This window comes from Streptomyces sp. CB02058 (assembly GCF_001905505.1).
In the GTDB taxonomy this organism is placed as follows: domain Bacteria; phylum Actinomycetota; class Actinomycetes; order Streptomycetales; family Streptomycetaceae; genus Streptomyces.
Window position 1 is genome coordinate 400,389 of the sequence record NZ_LIPG01000004.1, and the last position, 15,961, is coordinate 416,349.

The following is a 15,961-nucleotide window of genomic DNA, read 5'->3' on the forward strand; positions in this document are numbered from 1 at the left end:
GGCCCTGCGACCGGACGGCGCGCGGCCGGTCACTCCGGGCCGTTCATCCCCGGCTGGAGCACCTGTTCCGTCCAGATGACCTTGCCTCCGTCGTCGGTGTAGCGGGTGCCCCAGCGTTCGGCCAGCTGGGCGACGAGGAAGAGTCCCCGGCCCCCCTCGTCCATGCTGGCCGCCTGGCGCAGATGGGGCGAGGTGCTGCTGCGGTCGGACACCTCGCAGATCAGTGTCCTGTCGCGGATCAGGCGTACGCGGATGGGGCCGGTGGCGTAGCGGATGGCGTTGGTGACCAGTTCGCTGAGGATCAGCTCGGTCGTGAACGCCTCCTCGACGAGATCCCACTCCGCCAGCTTGCGGGACACGTCGGAGCGGACCCGGGCGACCGCCGACGGATCGGACGGCACGTCCCACTCCGCCACGTCCTCGGCGGCGAGACGGAGGGTGCGTCCGACGAGCAGTGCCACGTCGTCACGGGCCTTGGCGGGCACCAGGGCCCGCAGGACGGCCTCGCAGGTCTCCTCCGGCGGCCGGTCCGGGTGCCCGGCCAGGGCCTCGCGCAGCATCTCCAGGCCCTCGTCGATGTCGCGGTGCCGGTCCTCGACGAGCCCGTCCGTGTACAGCACCAGCCGGCTGTTCTGCGGAAGCTGTACGTCGAGGGTCTCGAAGGGCATGCCGCCGAGGCCCAGGGGCGGGCCACCGGGCACGTCCGCGAAGACGGCCTCGCCCTCGGGGCTGACGACGACCGGCTGGAGATGGCCGGCCCGCGCCATGGTGCAGCGCCCGGAGGCCGGGTCGTAGATCGCGTAGAGGCAGGTGGCCCCGGTGACACCGCTTCCCTCGGAGCCGTCGGCGGTCTCGTCCTGGTCGATGCGGGCGACGAGCTCGTCGAGGTGCCACAGCAGTTCGTCGGGCGGCAGGTCCAGGGTGGAGAAGTTGTGCACGGCCGTGCGCAGGCGCCCCATGGTGGCGGCCGCGTGGAGGCCGTGCCCGACCACGTCGCCGACCACGAGGGCGACCCTGGCGCCGGGCAGCGGGATGATGTCGAACCAGTCGCCGCCGACCCCTCCGAGCCCGCCGAGCCCCGCCTGTGCGGGCAGGTAGCGGTAGGCGGCGTCGATGGCGCTCTGGTCGGGGAGGCCGCGCGGCAGCAGGCTGCGCTGCAGGGTGACGGCCACGTTGTGCTCGCGCGAGTAGCGGCGGGCGTTGTCGATGCTCACGGCGGCGCGGGCGACGAGTTCCTCGGCGACGGAGAGGTCCTCGTCCTCGAACGGCTCGGGCCTCTCGGCACGCCAGAACATGGCCACGCCCAGGATCACCCCTCTGGCCCGCATCGGTACGGCGATGAGTGTGTGGAAGCCGCTCTCGACCATGCGGTCGGCGCGTTGCGGCTGCTGCTCCTGCCAGCCGGAGCGGGCCGACAGGTCGGGGTCGAGGACGGCCTCTCCCCTGAGCAGCGCCGCGCCGATGTCCGTGGTCGGCCGGAAGCGCATCACCGCGCCCAGCGGATGGAGCCCCGTGTCGCCGCGTGCGCCGCTGAGGGCGGAGCGCCTCAGCCCCCGGCCGGCGACCCCGGCGGAGGTGGGCTCCTCGCCGCGCAGCACCTCCTCGGCCACGTCGACGGTGGCGTAGTCGGCGAACCTGGCCGTGGCGAAGTCGGACAGCTCCTCGCAGGTGCGCATGACGTCCAGGGTGGTGCCGATCTCGGTGCCGGCGTCGTAGAGCAGCTTGAGCCGTCCGCGCGCCATGGCTGCCTTGCCGGACAGGGCCTGGAGCTCCGTGGTGTCGCGCAGGGTCGTGACACTGCCGGGGGGTCCGCCGTTGCGGTCGGTGGCCCGCTGGCTGACCGCCAGCAGCCGGTCGCCCACGGAGTGCACCTCGTCGGTCGCGCTGCGTCCCGAGGCGAGCAGCCCGGCGATCACCGGGTCGAGCCCGAGCCGGTCGACGGGCGCGCCCTCGACGTCCAGGGGGAGGCCGAGGAGCCTTCGGGCCTCGTCGTTGGCCAGCAGGAGCCTGCCGTCGCCGCTGACGATGACCACGCCCTCCCGCACGGCGTGCAGCACGGCGTCGTGGTGCTCGTACATGCGGGTCATCTCGGTCGGGCCGAGGCCACGCGTCTGGCGTTTGAGCCGTCGGGTCACGAGCGCGGTGCCGCCCGTGGTCAGCAGCAGGATGCCCCCTGCGGTGCCGAGGAGCAGGGGAAGCTGGCTCTGGGTGACCCCGCTGACGTTCTCGATGGTGATCCCGGCGGACACCAGGCCGACGACCTCGCCGTTCGCGCCGGTCACGGGCACCACGGCCTGGATGAGAGGGCCGATGGTTCCCTCGACCTTCTCGGTGACGACGTGGCCCTCCAGGGCGGGCTGCACATCGCCGATGAACTTCTTGCCGATCCGGTCGGGCAGCGGGTGGGTGAAGCGGATGGCGTCCAGGTTCATGACGACGATGAAGTCGACGCCGGAGCCCATCCGTGCCGCCTCGGCGCTCGGCTGGAGCTCGGCGGTGGGGTCTGGGCTCTGGAGGGCGGCCTCCGTGCCGGGGGCATTGGCGAAGGTCTCGGCCACGGCGACCGAGCGATTGCGGGCTTCGCGCTCGCTGTCGGCCCGTGACTGCAGCACGAGTGCGGTCACGGAGGCAGCGACGAGCAACACCACGATCGCCACCTGCAGGAGAAAGACCTGACCAGCGAGGCTTCTCATCCGGAGAAACGAACGCGGGCGGCCGTAGCGTCCGGCCATGCCCCCCTTTTTACACGGCTTCCCGCATCCTCGCCGCTTCGCTGCGCACTACGACGGACCGGCCGGAACCACCACGACCGGCGTCAGAGGCGGACAGGACGGCCGAAGCGGACTGCGACTCCTGGTGAATGGAGCACGCTCCGCGGCTCCCCGACGGGTGCGGGCAGCCCCGCGGCGGTCACCAGGTCCTCGTCGCATTCCAGGAGCGTGGCGCGGTGCAGCGGCCAGCGGGGGTGGGCGTTCGGGAGGAACACCGGGCGGCCGTGGAGGGTGCTGTGCAGCCCCCAGCGCGCGGTCAGGAAGTGTTCGAGTTCCGTGGGGGCCGCGATCGGCCCGCCGGTGCGCAGCACGATCCTGCTGTGGGCGCCCCGTGGCCCGGGAAGGCGCCGGCTGCTGGTGTAGGTGAGTGTGCCGGCCTCGCGCCTGACATCCATCCGGGACCACACGTACGGAAGCCGGAAGGCGCTCCTGGCGACGGCCACCGGGATGAGCCTGGAGGCGTCGAGCGAGCGGAAGACGACACCGCGCCGTCCCCGGGCGTCCCGCGAGTACAGCCGTACGTTCGTCTCGGGGAAACTGCCGAGGTAGGGGATTCCGGGGAGGCGGAGCCATCCGACGCGGTGCATGCGGAAGGCGACGAGCCCGACATAGGTGACGCCGTCCAGGGTGTCGGGCTCCGTTCCGGCGGGCAGCAGCGGTGCCACGTCGGCGGGGTCGGCCACCCAGTGCAGGAAGGCCAGGTCCAGCCAGGACTGGGTCATCAGCGGACGCATGCCGGGGTGCGGCGGGTCGGGGGTTATCGCTTCCGGGAGAAGCGGGGAGGTCGGCACGCCGCCAGCATGTCAGCCCTGGCGCCGGAGCGGCTATTGCAGGGCTCGTACCGCCGCGCCGAACAACGGGGGCATGCGCTGGGCGGCCGGCACGATCAGCCCGGCGGTCAGGGGGTGCCGGGCGGCCGCCAGCAGGGCCTGGGTGAGCAGACGGTGCCGTCGCGTCAGCTGCCGCCACCGGGCGGGGTAGAGCTCGGGCCGACCGGCCAGGAGGCAGTCGACCGCCGCCGAGGCGGTCGCCGTGGCCAGTGCGACGCCCTCGCCGGTGAGGGCGTCGACGTAACCCGCCGCGTCGCCCACGAGCAGGACCCGTCCGGCTCTCGGTCCGCTCGCGGTCCGGCGCAGGGGGCCCGCGCCGCGCACGGGACCGGCTTCGCGTCCCCGGATCGCCCGGGCCAGAGCGGGGAAGGCCGCGAGGTGCTGCTCATGGCTGCGCCGGTGGTGGCTGAGCACGGCCACACCCACCAGCTGCTCCCCCACCGGTGTCACGTACGCCTCGCCGTGGCGCGACCAGTGCACCTCCACGAAGTCCGTCCAGGGCGCGATGCCGTAGTGGCGGCGCAGCCCGTATCTGCGGGGTGCCGCGCAGGGACGCTCCAGACCGAGGGCCCGGCGTGCCGGCGAGTGCAGACCGTCGGCCGCGATCAGCCAGCGCGCCGTCAGGCCCGCCGCCGTGACGCCCCCGGGCCCCTGGCGCACCTCCCCCACCCTGCCCGCGACGACGCGTACGCCGAGGTCCGCGGCCCTTCGGTGCAGGGCCGCGTGCAGTGCGGTCCGCCGTACGCCGAGGCCCGGGTGGCCCCGGAAGGGCGCCTCGGCCCGCCGGTGACCCTCGATGTAGCGGATTCCGCGCAGTTCGCTGCCCTCCGGGGTCACCCCCAGGGCGCGCAGGGCCGCCACTCCGCTGGGCATGATGCCCTCGCCGCAGGCCTTGTCCACGGGAGCCGGGCGGGGTTCGACGACGACGGCCTCCAGGCCCGCGGCGGCTGCGCGGATGGCCGCCGCGAGCCCCGCGGGTCCGCCGCCCGCCACCAGGATGTCGATCACGCGCGCGCCTCCGTTCCGGCGACGCCCGCCAGCGCGCCGTCCTCGCATCGGATGCGTACGGCCATGAGCGCCGCGTTGAGCACGGTGAACAGGACGGCGGTCGTCCAGGCGCCGTGGACCAGTGGCAGAGCCGCGCCCTCGGCCGCGACCGCCACGTAGTTGGGGTGGCGCATCAGGCGGTAGGGGCCGCCGGTCACCAGGGGCAGGCCGGGGACGACGATCACCCGGGTGTTCCAGCGGCGGCCCAGGGTCCGTACGCACCACCAGCGCAGCCCCTGGGCGACTGCCACCACCGCCACCATCGTCCAGCCGAGCCAGGGCAGGAACGGCCGTTGTGCCAGCCAGGTCTCGGCGAGGCAGGCGCCGAGCAGAGCGGTGTGCAGGGCCACCATCGCGGGGTAGTGCCCGCGTCCGGCCTCGGTGCCGCCCCGGGCCAGGCTCCAGCGCGCGTTGCGCAGCGCGACCGCCAGTTCGGCGAGGCGCTCGACGGCGACCGCCAGGACCAGCGCGGTGTACCAGATCATGTGTTCCTCCGGACTACCAGCGCAGCAGCACCAGTTCGCAGCAGAAGCCGGGGCCCATGGCCATCAGCAGACCGGGGGTCCCCGGCTCGGGCCTTCGCCGTTCCATGGTGTCCCGCAGGACGTGCAGGACCGAGGACGACGACAGGTTGCCGACCTCGGCCAGCGACGTCCAGGTCACGTCGAGGGCGCCGTCGGGCAGGGCCAGTACCTCCGTGACGGCCTCCAGGACCTTGGGGCCGCCGGGGTGGCACACCCAACGGGCGATGTCCTTCGGTTTCAGGCCGTGCTCCTCCAGGAAGCCGGTGACGTCGTCGGCGAGATACCGGCGTACGACGTCGGGGACGGCCGGGTCGAGGACCACGGTGAACCCCGAGCCGCGGATGTCCCAGCCCATGACGTGCCCGGTCTCCGGGTACAGCCGGCTGCGGGTGTCCAGCACCTCGGGTCCGTCCGCCGGGGCGGGGCGGTCGCCGCCGACGAGGACCACCGCGGCGGCGCCGTCGCCGAACAGCGCGGTGGCGACCAGGTTGGCGGGGGTGGCGTCCTGGCGCTGGAAGGTCAGGGAGCAGAGTTCGACCGAGAGCAGGACGGCCACCTGGTCCGGTCTGCCGAGCAGATAGTCGTGCAGCCGCGCCACCCCTGCGGCTCCGGCGACGCAGCCGAGCCCGAACACGGGGAGCCGCTTCACGTCGGGTCGCAGCCCGACGCGCCCCACCAGCCGCGCGTCGATCGAGGGCGCCGCGATCCCCGTGACGGAGGTGAACATCAGCAGGTCCACGTCCGCGGGCCGCAGCCCCGCCTTGCGCAGAGCGCCTCCGACCGCTTCGGCGCCGAGCTCCACGGCCGCGCCGATGAACACGTCGTTCGCCGCACCGAAGTCGTCGAGTCCGGCGTAGCTCTCGAGCGGCAGGACCGTGTTCCGGCCGCTGACCCCGGCGTTCGCGTGGATCCGGTCGAGCACCCGGCGGTCGGCGCCGGGGGGCAGGCAGGTGCGCGCCACCATGTCGGTGACCGCGCGCTGACTGTGACGGTGCGGCGGCAGCACTCCGTGCACGGCCGCGATGCGGGTCATCCGGGCCACCGCTTCGGAGAAGTCATGGCCCATATCCTGCCTACGGAACGGGGCAAATCAGCGCACATGTGGAGCGCGGCTGCCATGTTCGTACGCCCCGGCGTCTCTACGATCGCTCCGTGGACACCACGGACGGGCTCTCGTCCCCCTCCCCCGCCGCGCGTCTGCCGCGGCTCGCCGGGGGTCTGGCCCTGTCCTGCCATCCGGGTCCGGTCACGGCGGTGACCGTGCTCGTCACCGCGCTGGCCGTCAGCTCCGGTCTCGGGGGCGGGCGTTGCGCGCTGGTCGCGTCGGCGGTGCTCGCGGGACAGCTCTCGGTGGGCTGGTGCAACGACGCCTTCGACGCCCGCCGCGACGCCGAGGCCGCACGCCCGGGCAAGCCGGTGGCACAGGGCGCGGTGGGCGCCGGCACGGTCTGGGGCGCGGCGTTCACGGCCCTGGTCCTGTGCGCGGCGCTGTCGTTCGCGTGCGGCGCCGCCGCCGGGGCGGTGCACCTGGCCGGGGTCCTTGCGGCCTGGGCGTACAACCTGAGGCTGAAGGAGACGGTGCTGTCCTGGCTGCCGTACGCGATCGGCTTCGGCGGCCTGCCCTGTCTGGTCGCGCTGAGCCTGCCCGGCCGGCCCTGGCCCGCGTGGTGGGCGGTGACGGCGGGGGCGCTGCTGGGCGTCGCGGCCCATCTCGCCGATGTGCTGCCGGACATCGAGGCGGATCTGCGGGCGGGCATCCGCGGTCTGCCGCAGCGATGGGGCGAGGCGCGCACGCGGCGTCTGCTTCCGGTGCCCCTGGTGGCGGCGACCGCGGTGCTGGCACCGGTGCCCACGGGGGCGCCCGGGGGCTGGGGCCCCCTCGTCCTGTGCGCCCTGGTGGCGGTGACGGCGTACGCCGGTTCGCGGCGGATCGGGGCATGGCGCAAGGCGGCACTGGCGGGGACGGTGGCCGTGGCGGCGGTGGACGTGGCGCTGCTGCTGGCCAGGGGCGCGGCGATCGCGTGACGCGTGACGGCCCGTACGGACGCCGTGCCGTCCGTACGGGCCATGGGGCCGGGTCCCTACTGGCCGGCGAGACCGGTGTGCGCGATACCCCGCACGATCTGCCGCTGGAAGAACGCGAAGACGATCAGGAGCGGTGTCCCCGCGATCACGAGCGAGGCCATGATCTGGGCGTACCGCACACCGAAGGTCGACTGGACGTTGACGAGGCCGACGGGCAGGGTCATGCCGCCCGGGTCGGTGGTCACGAGGAACGGCCAGAGGAAGTTGTTCCAGGTGGAGATGAAGGTGAAGATCGCCACGGCGGCGAGCACCGGCCGGGAGAGCGGAATCACGATCGTCCAGAACACCCGCCAGCGGCCCGCCCCGTCGACGAAGGCGGCCTCCTCCAGCTCCCGGGGCACGCCCTCGAAGAACTTGACCAGGATGAACACCATGGCGGGCACGGCGACCTGGGGCAGGATCACACCCCAGTAGGTGTCGACCAGGCCGAGCTGGACCATCTCGCGGAACAGGGGCGCGATGAGGACCTGCGGGGGCACCATGATGCCGGCGAGCACCAGGCCGTAGAGCAGCCGACGGCCCCGGAAGTCGGTGCGGGTGAAGCCGTAGGCGGCCATCGCGCAGGTCACGACCGTCAGCAGGGTGGTCATGACGGAGATGTACGCCGAGTTCATCAGCCAGACGAGCAGGTCGCCGGACTCCCACACCTTGGAGTACGCCTCGAAGGTGACGCGTGAACCGATCCAGGAGAGCGGGGTCTTCGCGGTGTCGCCCTCCGGCTTCAGGGAGGTGGCGACGGCCCAGGCGATCGGGAGGAGCCAGGCGGCCGTCAGCACCAGGGCGATGACGAGCAGGACGATCCTGCCGGGGGTCCACCGCGGCCGGCGGCCCCCTTCCGCGGCGGCCCCCCGGGGCCCCGCGGCTTCCTCGGCCCCGGTGCGGGGCGGGATGACGGTGACGGAACCGCTCACTTCGCGGCCTCCTCAGCTCGGCGCCGGGACAGCAGCGGCTGCACCAGGGAGACGGTCAGGATCAGGGCGAAGAAGATGTAGGAGACGGCGGAGGCGTAGCCGATGCGGTAGCCCGTGAAGCCCTGCTGGTAGACGTACTGGAGGATCGGCCGGGTGGACTCGTCGGGGCCGCCGCCGGTCATGATGTAGACCTGGTCGAAGATCTTCAGCGAGGCCAGCACCTGGAGGACGACGACCAGTCCGGTGGTGCGGCGCAGCATCGGCAGGGTGATGTGCAGGAGGCGCTTCCAGGCGCCCGCCCCGTCCAGTTCCGCGGCCTCGTACAGATGCGCCGGGATGGCCTGGAGCGCGGCGAGGTACAGCAGGAAGTTGAAACCGACGGTCCACCAGACGGTGGTGGCCACGATGCTGAGCATGGCGTAGCGCTCGTCGGTCAGCCAGCCGATCTCCGGGGTGAGCCCGACGGAGGCGAGCAGCTGGTCGGCGAGGCCGAAGTCGGACGGCAGGATCATGTTCACGAACAGCAGGCAGACGACGCCGGACGGCAGCAGGAACGGGGCGAACCAGCTGAGCCGCCAGAGCCACTGGACGACGCGCAGCTGATGGGCGAGGAGCGCCAGGACGAGTCCGACGACGACGAGGGGGACGGTGGACAGCACCGTGAACCAGACGGTGTTCCAGAGCGACGACCACACCTCGGGGTCGCGCACCGCTTCGGCGTAGTTGTCGAGGCCGACGAACTCACCGCCGGAGCCGGTGATGTTCTCGCTGGTCAGGCTCATGCCCAGGCCGGATATCAGCGGCCAGATCAGGAACATGGCGTAGACGAGGAAGAAGGGCGCGATGAACACCAGGCCGTGTTCTGTCCACTTCCTGCGCACGGAGCGGGCCGGCCGCCCGGCCGTGCTCCCGGCGGGCTTCGACGCGGGTGCCGTCGCCGCCGCGGTGGTCGTGGTCATGACGCGGCTCCCGGAAGGGGGTTGCGGGTGTCGAGGAGGGTCCGCAGCCGGGCCTTGGCCTCGGTCAGGGCGTTGCGCGGGCTGCGGGAGCCGGTGAGCACCCCGGAGAACACGGCCCCGAGCTCGATCCACAGCCGGGAGGCCGAGCCGGCGAACCAGGCGGGCTCGTCCAGGGCGACGTCGTCGATCACGTCGCGGTATTCGGACTGCGGCTTGAGCGCGAGGTAGGCCGGGTCGTCGAGCACCGGCAGATAGGCGGGCACATGGCCGCCCTTGGCCCAGGCCACGGAGTTGCTCAGCATCCAGGCGACGAGGATGTGGGCCGCCTCGTTGGTGGCTCCGCCGCGGTCCGCCTGGTGCGGCAGGACGAAGGCGTGGCAGTCGGCCTGGGTGGCCGCGCTGCCGAAGAGCGCGGGGATGCGGGTCATGGAGAACGGGAGCCCGGTGGTCTTGAAGGTGGTGATCTCCCATTCGCCGTTGAGGTGGAAGGCGGTCTTCCCGCCGTTGAAGACCCCGATGGACCCCGCGTAGTCGACGCGGCGCACCATCAGCCCCTCCTCGACGAGCCGGGCCAGGTATTCCAGCACCTGGAGGGCCTTGGCGTCGTCGAGCGCGAGGCGCTTGCCGTCCTCGGAGAGCACCTTGCCGCCGGTCTGGGCGTAGAAGCTGGAGAAGAGCCGCCACGGGGTGATGCAGTCGGGGCCGAGCGTCTCGGTCACGAGCCCCGGCTGCCCGGTCACCTTCTTCGCGGCGCGCAGCGCGTCGGCGAACTCCTCGGCGCCGTTGATCGGCTTGAGCCGCCCGCCCGACAGCAGTCCGGCCTTCTCGCACACCTCGGTCTGGAAGTAGAGGACGAAGGGGTGGGTGTCCAGCGGTACGGCGTACTGCTTGCCGCCCGCCTGGCCCCGGCGCCAGATGTCCGGCGGGAAGTCCTCCTCCTTCACCCCGTGCTCGGCCAGCAGATCGAGGTCGAACGGGTCGAGGAGCCTGCCCGGGGCGAAGCCCGCGAGCCGGGCGAGGTGCAGGGCGGCGAGCTCGGGGGCCCGGCCTCCGGCCCCGGCCATGCCGAGCTTGGTGTAGTACGGGGCGCCCCACTGCAGGGTCGAGGCCTCCAGGGCGATGTCCGGGTGCTCACCGCGGAAGTCGTCCAGCATGCCCTGCATGTTGACGCCGTCACCGCCGCCGAAGAGATGCCAGAACCGCAACAGGGTCTGTCCCGGACCTGCTGCGGTGGCGGGGGCGGCACAACCGGACAGGGAGCCCAGGGCTCCGGCGGCGGCCAGGGCGCCGGCACCGCCCGCGAGGGCTCGGCGCCGGCTGAGAAGGGGTGGTTGCATGGCGGCTCGTCTCGACTCGTCTCTGAGGTGCGGGGACGCGGCGAAGGAGGGCAGGATGTTCGAAATCTCGACGCCTGCCCGCTACTTCGGACGGGACCGTAGGCCCGGTGCAACCCGGCGTCAATGACTCGCGCTGAAATTGCGAACAATGTTCGACACCACGAACAAGAACGCTTCCCCGCACCCCTACGCGCCCGGAATCGGGTCGGTCGGCGTGCCGTCGGCGGGGTACACGAGGAGGAATCGCGGAGCTGCCCGGGGAGAAATCGCGGGGATGCGCGCACATTTCTTACTGGGGGGTAGGCCCGCCCGGCATCCTTGCTATACCTTCCGTCTAACAAGCGGTACGAGACGGCTGCCCGGCGGAAGGGGCGCCGGTCCTCCGCTCATGCTGCCGAAGCAACGGGCTTGCGACATAGGCCGGTTGACGAATCATCACCGCAACCACGCATTGTGACAGCGCCAAGGAACACCGCTGACGAACCGAGGAGCCGCACCATGGCAAGCAGCACCGTTCGACCGGATGCGCAGGACCGGCCGCCCGAGGACGACCTCACCCGTCGTCTCCTCGAATCGGCCGCCGTGCTCGCCTACGACCCCGCCACCGAGGTCGACTGGGACACCCCGCTGGACAAGGACTTCCACGGTGCGAGCCCGGAGTGGAGCACTCTCTACGGCACGGCGTACTGGGCCGAGCTCACCGAGGAGCAGCGCAAGGAACTCACCCGCCAGGAAGCCGCGTCGGTGGCGAGCACCGGCATCTGGTTCGAGATGATCCTGCAGCAGATGGTGCTGCGCGACGTGTACGCGAAGGACCCGACGAGCGCGGACGTCCAGTGGGCGCTCACCGAGATCGCCGAGGAGTGCCGGCACTCGATCATGTTCGCCCGGGGCGCGCAGAAGCTGGGCGCCCCGCCCTACCGCCCGCACCGGCTCGCGGTGGAGCTGGGGCGGGCGTTCAAGACGCTGGCGTTCGGCGAGGCGGCGTACGCGGCGATACTCGTCGCCGAGGAGGTCCTCGACGTCATGCAGCGCGACTGGATGCGGGACGAGCGGGTCGTGCCCTTCGTCCGCACCATCAACAACATCCATGTCGTCGAGGAATCCCGGCACATGAAGTTCGCCCGCGCCGAGACGCGCAAGCACCTCAGCGGTGCCGGTCCCGTCCGGCGCAGGATCAACGCGCTGGTCATCGCGATCGCGTCGTACGTCATCGTCACGAGCATGGTGAACAAGGGCGTCTACGCCAACGCCGGGCTCGACGCGGAGCGTGCGATCGGCGAGGCCAAGGCCAATGAGCACCACAAGTCGATGATGCGCTCCAGCTGCTCGGGCCTCATGGACTTTCTGGCCTCGGCCCGGCTGCTGACCAAGCCCGCCCTGGTGTTCTACAAGCGCGCCCATCTGATCTGAGCGGACGACATGACCTACGCCATCACCCAGACGTGCTGCAGCGACGCCACCTGTGTCTCGGTGTGCCCCGTCAACTGCATCCATCCGACTCCGGAGGAGCCGGACTTCGGCCGGACGGAGATGCTGTACATCGACCCGAGGTCCTGCATCGACTGCGGTGCCTGCGCCGACGCCTGTCCGGTCGACGCCGTCCTCCCCCTGGACAGCCTGCCGGCCGCGCAGCAGGAGTACGGCCCGCTCAACGCCGCGTACTTCGAGGACCGGGAGGCCGCGCCGGCTCCCGCGGGGCCGAACTTCCACGTGTGGGGCGAGCCGTCCTTCGACCGCGAGCTCCCGGCGGACTTCGCGCCGCTGCGGGTCGCGGTGGTCGGCACCGGGCCCGCAGGGATGTACGCGGCCGAGGACCTGCTGCTGCACACCGCCGCCGAGGTCACGCTGATCGACCGGCTGCCGGTCGCGGGCGGGCTCATCCGCTACGGTGTGGCGCCCGACCACCTGTCGACGAAGAAGGCGGGTGACACCTTCGCCCGCTTCCACACGCATCCGCGCGTGCGGATGCACCTGGGTCTGGAGGTGGGCCGCGAGATCGCGCCGGAGGAGATCGCCGCGCACCACGACGCGGTGATCTACGCGGTCGGCGCCCCGGCCGGACGGCGGCTCGGGATACCCGGTGAGGACCTCGCCGGCAGCATCTGCGCGACGACGTTCGTCTCCTGGTACAACGCCCATCCCGATGTCGCTCCGGACGCGGTGGACCTGTCCGCGGAGCGGGCCGTCGTGGTCGGCAACGGCAATGTGGCACTGGACGCGGCCCGCATCCTCGTCTCGGACCCCGGGGCGCTGGCCGCCGGGGACATCGCGGACCACGCGCTGGACGCCCTGCGCGACGGCGCGGTGCGCGAGGTGGTGCTGCTGGGCCGGCGGGGGCCCGGGGACGCGGCGTACACCCGGTCCGAACTGCTCGCGCTCACGCATCTGCCCGGCGTCGAGCTGGTCGTCGACGACCACGACCCGAGGACCGGTGCGGCGATCGACGCCGCGGCGCCGGGCGACAGGGCCGCGCTGCTGAAGGGGGTCACCCGCGAGGAGGTCGACTGGTCGGTTCCGCCTCCGGCGGGACGCCGCATCGTGTTCCGCTTCCACTCCTCGCCCGAGGAGGCGCTCGGCGACGGCACCGTCCGCGCGGTCCGGGTCACCGGCGGCGCCGGAGACCGGGAGATCCCGGCCGGGCTGCTGCTGCGGGCCGTCGGCCAGCGCGGGGTGGCGGTCGCCGGGCTGCCGTTCGACGAGGCGACGGGCACCGTCCCGCACGAGGGCGGCCGTGTGAAGGACCGTCCCGGCACCTATGTCGTGGGCTGGATCAAGCGCGGTCCCTCCGGCGGCATCGGGGCCAACCGGACCTGCGCGGCCGAGACCGTCGGCACGCTGCTGGCGGATGCCGTGGGCGGCGCGCTGCCGTCGGCCGAGCACGGGGCGAAGGCGTTCCAGCGGCTCGTACGGCGCCGCAACCGGCGGATCGTGGACGCCCGCGGTCTGGCGCGGATCGAGCGGGCCGAACTCGCGCTGGGGCTGAAGCAAGGACGGCCCCGGGTCAAGCTGGCGACGGTTCCGGAGCTGGTGGCGGCGGCGAGGGGCGGCCGCCGGATACCGGGCTGACCGGGCGAGAGGCCCGGCGAGGACGAGAGGGACGCCGACGCGGTGCTGCCGCCGCTCACGAAGTGGCGGCAGCGGGGTGGCTCAGGGGTGCCAGTACGGGACGTACGGGCCCGTCCATGGGCCGCGCACCTCGTCCGCCGGGTGTGACGGGAAGAGGGCCGGGGATCTCACCGGCCCTCTTCCCGTCACCGGGCGGGGGTGAGCCGCTCAGGCTCCCGCCTTCGACTGGGCCTCGGCCGCCGCGCGGTAGAGGCGGCGCAGCCGTACCACGCCGAGGTCGTGCTGGTAGAGGTTCTCCCGCTGGTCGGCGTCGGCCGGCATGGACTCCAGCATGACGCGGTCCTGCTCCAGGACGTCCCAGTGGCGCTGCTCGATCAGCGTCCGGTAGAGGAAGCGCCAGGAGGCGCGCTGCCAGTCCTGGACACGGCGGTAGCGCCAGAAGAAGACACCGCTGCGCTCCTCGTCCACCGGGCAGACCATCCCGACGATGCCGAACGCGCCGCCGGGCCCCGCGGACGGCGGGTACGGGATGGAGAGGTCGACCCAGTCCACCCCGGTGCGGCAGAGCTCCACCCAGTCGAAGTTCACACCGCGCTGGTCGGTCTTCTCGAAGAAGTAGCCGCGGGCGGTCTCCCGGATGCGGAACTTGGCCGTGGTGTCGCCGTCGAACATCGTGTGCGAGTCATGGTGCAGGAACGCGCCGTGCATCGGGTCGAGCAGGTTCTCGACGGCGTACCGCCAGGGCGCGTTCCACTCCGCGTAGCACAGGATGGCGTCCACGTCCGGGTCGGTGAGCGGCTCCGGCAGGGTCAGCTCGGCCGGCTCGGGGTGCTCCTCGTCGCCGAAGTAGGCGAGGATCGCGCCCGAGACCTCGCGCACGGGCAGCGAGGTCACCAGCCGCTTGCCCTCCAGGCTGCAGCCGGGCAGCCCGGGGACGGAGGAGACCGTGCCGTCGGTCTCGACCTCGACTCCGTGGTACCAGCAGGCGACCCGGTCGCCGAGGTGTTTGCCGAGCGACAGCGGGGCGCCGCGGTGCGGGCAGCGGTCGGCGAGCATGGACAGCGTGCCGTCGGATTTGCGGAACAGCAGCCACTGCTCGCCGAGCGCGGTCACCTTGCGCATCGCGCCCGGGGCGACGAAGTCCGAGGGGACGACGGGGTGCCACTGGTTGCGCAGACCGGTGGCGTAGATGTGTTCCGCGGTGGCGGAGGACGTCAGCGTCATGGTCAGGCTCCCAGTCGGTTCATCTCGGCGCGGAAGGAATCCTCGGTCCACGGGCTGCCGTCGGCGGCGTGGACCTGGCGGGCGTTGAGTCCGCGCACCACGTCGGCGAGCTCGTGGCCCACGTGGGTGTAGACGTCCTCGAGCGTCGCGGCGAGCTTGTACTCGTACGGCGTCGGCTCGTGCGTACGGGACTGGTGGATCTCCAGGTACGGCCAGGTGTCGTTCACGGTGTCTCCTGAAAGTGCGGGGGAAGGTGTCACAGGTCGAGGACGAGCCGGCCGGAGGCGCACCGCGAGACGCAGATCATCATCGAGGTGCCCGCGGCCCGCTCGGCCTCGCTGAGCAGGAAGTCGCGGTGGTCCGGGGTTCCTTCGAGCACCCGGGTCTCGCAGGAGCCGCAGATCCCGTCGCGGCACGAGTTCTCCACGGTGAGCCCGGCGCCCTCAGCGGCCTCCAGGACGGAGGTCCCCGCGCCGACCGTGAGCGTCACGCCCGAGGTGCGGCACTCGACCTCGAACGCCTCGTCGTCCCCGGTGCGTTCGACCGTCGGCGCGGCGAACCGCTCCAGGCGCAGCCGGTCACCGGGGCAGCGCTCCTCGACGGCTCCGAGCAGCGGCTCGGGACCACAGGAGTACACGAGGGTCCCCGCCGGCAGTTCGGCGAGCACGGAGTCCAGGTCGATGTGGCCGTGTTCGTCCTGCGGCACGAGCGTGACGTCGCCGCCGAGCGCGTCGAGTTCGCCGGTGAAGGCCATGGAGGCCCGGCTCCTGCCGCCGTAGACCATGCGCCACCGGGCGCCCCTGCGGGCGGCCTCCCTGGCCATGGCCAGCAGGGGTGTGATCCCGATGCCGCCAGCGACGAACACGTAGGCGTCGGCGTCCTCCAGCGCGAAGTGGTTGCGCGGCTCGGAGACGGTGATCTGCTGGCCGGGCCGCAGCTGGGTGTGCACGAAGCGCGAACCGCCGCGCGAAGCAGGCTCGTTGAGCACACCGACGCGGTAGACGTCGGCGGTGCGGGGGTCGCCGCACAGGCTGTACTGGCGGACCTGACCGCCGGCGTGGACGTCGATGTGCGCGCCGGGGGTCCAGGCGGGCAGGGGTTTGCCGTCGGGATCGGCGAGCTCGACGGACAGGACGCCCTCGGCCTCCCAGGTCATACGACGGACGATCAGCCGCAGCGAATCCTCACTCATGGTCTGTTGCCT

Annotated in this window: 14 protein-coding genes; 3 read left to right on the forward strand and 11 right to left on the reverse strand. The window is 72.4% G+C overall.

Going from position 1 to position 15,961, the window contains the following annotated elements; translation table 11 throughout:
- Positions 1–29: 29 nt before the first annotated feature.
- From AMK10_RS22375 to AMK10_RS22395, 5 genes are all read right to left on the reverse strand, one after another.
- Positions 30–2,732, reverse strand: a complete 2,703-nt coding sequence (locus tag AMK10_RS22375; protein ID WP_073749684.1) for a SpoIIE family protein phosphatase/ATP-binding protein — start codon at positions 2,730–2,732, stop codon at positions 30–32.
- 83 nt (positions 2,733–2,815) lie between these two features.
- A complete protein-coding gene (locus AMK10_RS22380) occupies positions 2,816–3,505 on the reverse strand; it encodes a YqjF family protein (RefSeq protein WP_198959780.1) in 690 nt (229 codons plus the stop codon).
- A gap of 90 nt (positions 3,506–3,595) precedes the next feature.
- A complete protein-coding gene (locus AMK10_RS22385; protein WP_073749686.1) occupies positions 3,596–4,609 on the reverse strand; it encodes an NAD(P)/FAD-dependent oxidoreductase in 1,014 nt (337 codons plus the stop codon).
- Entirely contained in the window at positions 4,606–5,133 is a 528-nt protein-coding gene (locus tag AMK10_RS22390; RefSeq protein WP_073749687.1) for an isoprenylcysteine carboxyl methyltransferase family protein, read from the reverse strand. Before AMK10_RS22390 ends, AMK10_RS22385 begins: the two co-directional genes overlap by 4 nt.
- Before the next feature lie 13 nt (positions 5,134–5,146).
- A complete protein-coding gene (locus AMK10_RS22395; RefSeq protein WP_073750150.1) occupies positions 5,147–6,205 on the reverse strand; it encodes a type III polyketide synthase in 1,059 nt (352 codons plus the stop codon).
- A gap of 119 nt (positions 6,206–6,324) precedes the next feature.
- Between AMK10_RS22395 and AMK10_RS22400 the strand changes: the two genes are divergently transcribed.
- Entirely contained in the window at positions 6,325–7,197 is an 873-nt protein-coding gene (locus tag AMK10_RS22400; RefSeq protein ID WP_073749688.1) for a UbiA family prenyltransferase, read from the forward strand.
- A gap of 56 nt (positions 7,198–7,253) precedes the next feature.
- Here the strand turns inward: AMK10_RS22400 and AMK10_RS22405 are convergent, their stop codons facing one another.
- The 3 genes from AMK10_RS22405 to AMK10_RS22415 are packed head-to-tail and all read right to left on the reverse strand — an operon-like array spanning position 7,254 to position 10,464.
- The gene (locus tag AMK10_RS22405; RefSeq protein WP_382566609.1) at positions 7,254–8,168 is read right to left on the reverse strand and encodes a carbohydrate ABC transporter permease; all 915 of its coding nucleotides are present in this window, start codon (positions 8,166–8,168) and stop codon (positions 7,254–7,256) included.
- Positions 8,165–9,127 (reverse strand): carbohydrate ABC transporter permease, encoded by a 963-nt coding sequence (locus tag AMK10_RS22410; protein ID WP_073749689.1) that lies wholly within the window; start codon positions 9,125–9,127, stop codon positions 8,165–8,167. Before AMK10_RS22410 ends, AMK10_RS22405 begins: the two co-directional genes overlap by 4 nt.
- Entirely contained in the window at positions 9,124–10,464 is a 1,341-nt protein-coding gene (locus tag AMK10_RS22415; protein WP_073749690.1) for an extracellular solute-binding protein, read from the reverse strand. Before AMK10_RS22415 ends, AMK10_RS22410 begins: the two co-directional genes overlap by 4 nt.
- 498 nt (positions 10,465–10,962) lie before the next feature.
- On the opposite strand from AMK10_RS22415, the gene AMK10_RS22420 reads away from it, so the two are divergent.
- Together AMK10_RS22420 and AMK10_RS22425 are read left to right on the forward strand one after the other, a co-directional pair.
- Positions 10,963–11,877 carry an AurF N-oxygenase family protein gene (locus tag AMK10_RS22420; protein WP_073749691.1) on the forward strand — a complete coding sequence of 305 codons (915 nt, stop codon included), beginning with the start codon at positions 10,963–10,965 and terminating at the stop codon, positions 11,875–11,877.
- 9 nt (positions 11,878–11,886) lie between these two features.
- Positions 11,887–13,533: an FAD-dependent oxidoreductase gene (locus AMK10_RS22425; RefSeq protein ID WP_073749692.1), complete on the forward strand. Its 1,647-nt coding sequence runs from the start codon at positions 11,887–11,889 to the stop codon at positions 13,531–13,533.
- 207 nt (positions 13,534–13,740) lie between these two features.
- Here AMK10_RS22425 and AMK10_RS22430 read toward each other — a convergent pair whose 3' ends face one another.
- From AMK10_RS22430 to AMK10_RS22440, 3 genes are read right to left on the reverse strand one after another with little or no spacing between them, the layout of a single operon-like run.
- Entirely contained in the window at positions 13,741–14,757 is a 1,017-nt protein-coding gene (locus tag AMK10_RS22430; protein WP_073749693.1) for an aromatic ring-hydroxylating oxygenase subunit alpha, read from the reverse strand.
- Positions 14,758–14,759: 2 nt separating this feature from the next.
- Entirely contained in the window at positions 14,760–14,984 is a 225-nt protein-coding gene (locus AMK10_RS22435; RefSeq protein WP_073749694.1) for a recombinase-like helix-turn-helix domain-containing protein, read from the reverse strand.
- A gap of 29 nt (positions 14,985–15,013) precedes the next feature.
- Positions 15,014–15,949, reverse strand: a complete 936-nt coding sequence (locus tag AMK10_RS22440) for a PDR/VanB family oxidoreductase (protein WP_073749695.1) — start codon at positions 15,947–15,949, stop codon at positions 15,014–15,016.
- Positions 15,950–15,961: the final 12 nt, after the last annotated feature.

Bases quoted from the DNA above. Each gene is read 5' to 3' on its own strand.
- AMK10_RS22375 (WP_073749684.1), bottom strand. From the start codon at position 2,732: ATGGCCGGACGCTACGGCCGCCCGCGTTCGTTTCTCCGGATGAGAAGC.
- AMK10_RS22380 (WP_198959780.1), bottom strand. From the start codon at position 3,505: ATGCGTCCGCTGATGACCCAGTCCTGGCTGGACCTGGCCTTCCTGCAC.
- AMK10_RS22390 (WP_073749687.1), bottom strand. From the start codon at position 5,133: ATGATCTGGTACACCGCGCTGGTCCTGGCGGTCGCCGTCGAGCGCCTC.
- AMK10_RS22395 (WP_073750150.1), bottom strand. From the start codon at position 6,205: ATGACCCGCATCGCGGCCGTGCACGGAGTGCTGCCGCCGCACCGTCAC.
- AMK10_RS22410 (WP_073749689.1), bottom strand. From the start codon at position 9,127: ATGACCACGACCACCGCGGCGGCGACGGCACCCGCGTCGAAGCCCGCC.
- AMK10_RS22415 (WP_073749690.1), bottom strand. From the start codon at position 10,464: ATGCAACCACCCCTTCTCAGCCGGCGCCGAGCCCTCGCGGGCGGTGCC.
- AMK10_RS22420 (WP_073749691.1), top strand. From the start codon at position 10,963: ATGGCAAGCAGCACCGTTCGACCGGATGCGCAGGACCGGCCGCCCGAG.
- AMK10_RS22425 (WP_073749692.1), top strand. From the start codon at position 11,887: ATGACCTACGCCATCACCCAGACGTGCTGCAGCGACGCCACCTGTGTC.
- AMK10_RS22430 (WP_073749693.1), bottom strand. From the start codon at position 14,757: ATGACGCTGACGTCCTCCGCCACCGCGGAACACATCTACGCCACCGGT.
- AMK10_RS22440 (WP_073749695.1), bottom strand. From the start codon at position 15,949: ATGAGTGAGGATTCGCTGCGGCTGATCGTCCGTCGTATGACCTGGGAG.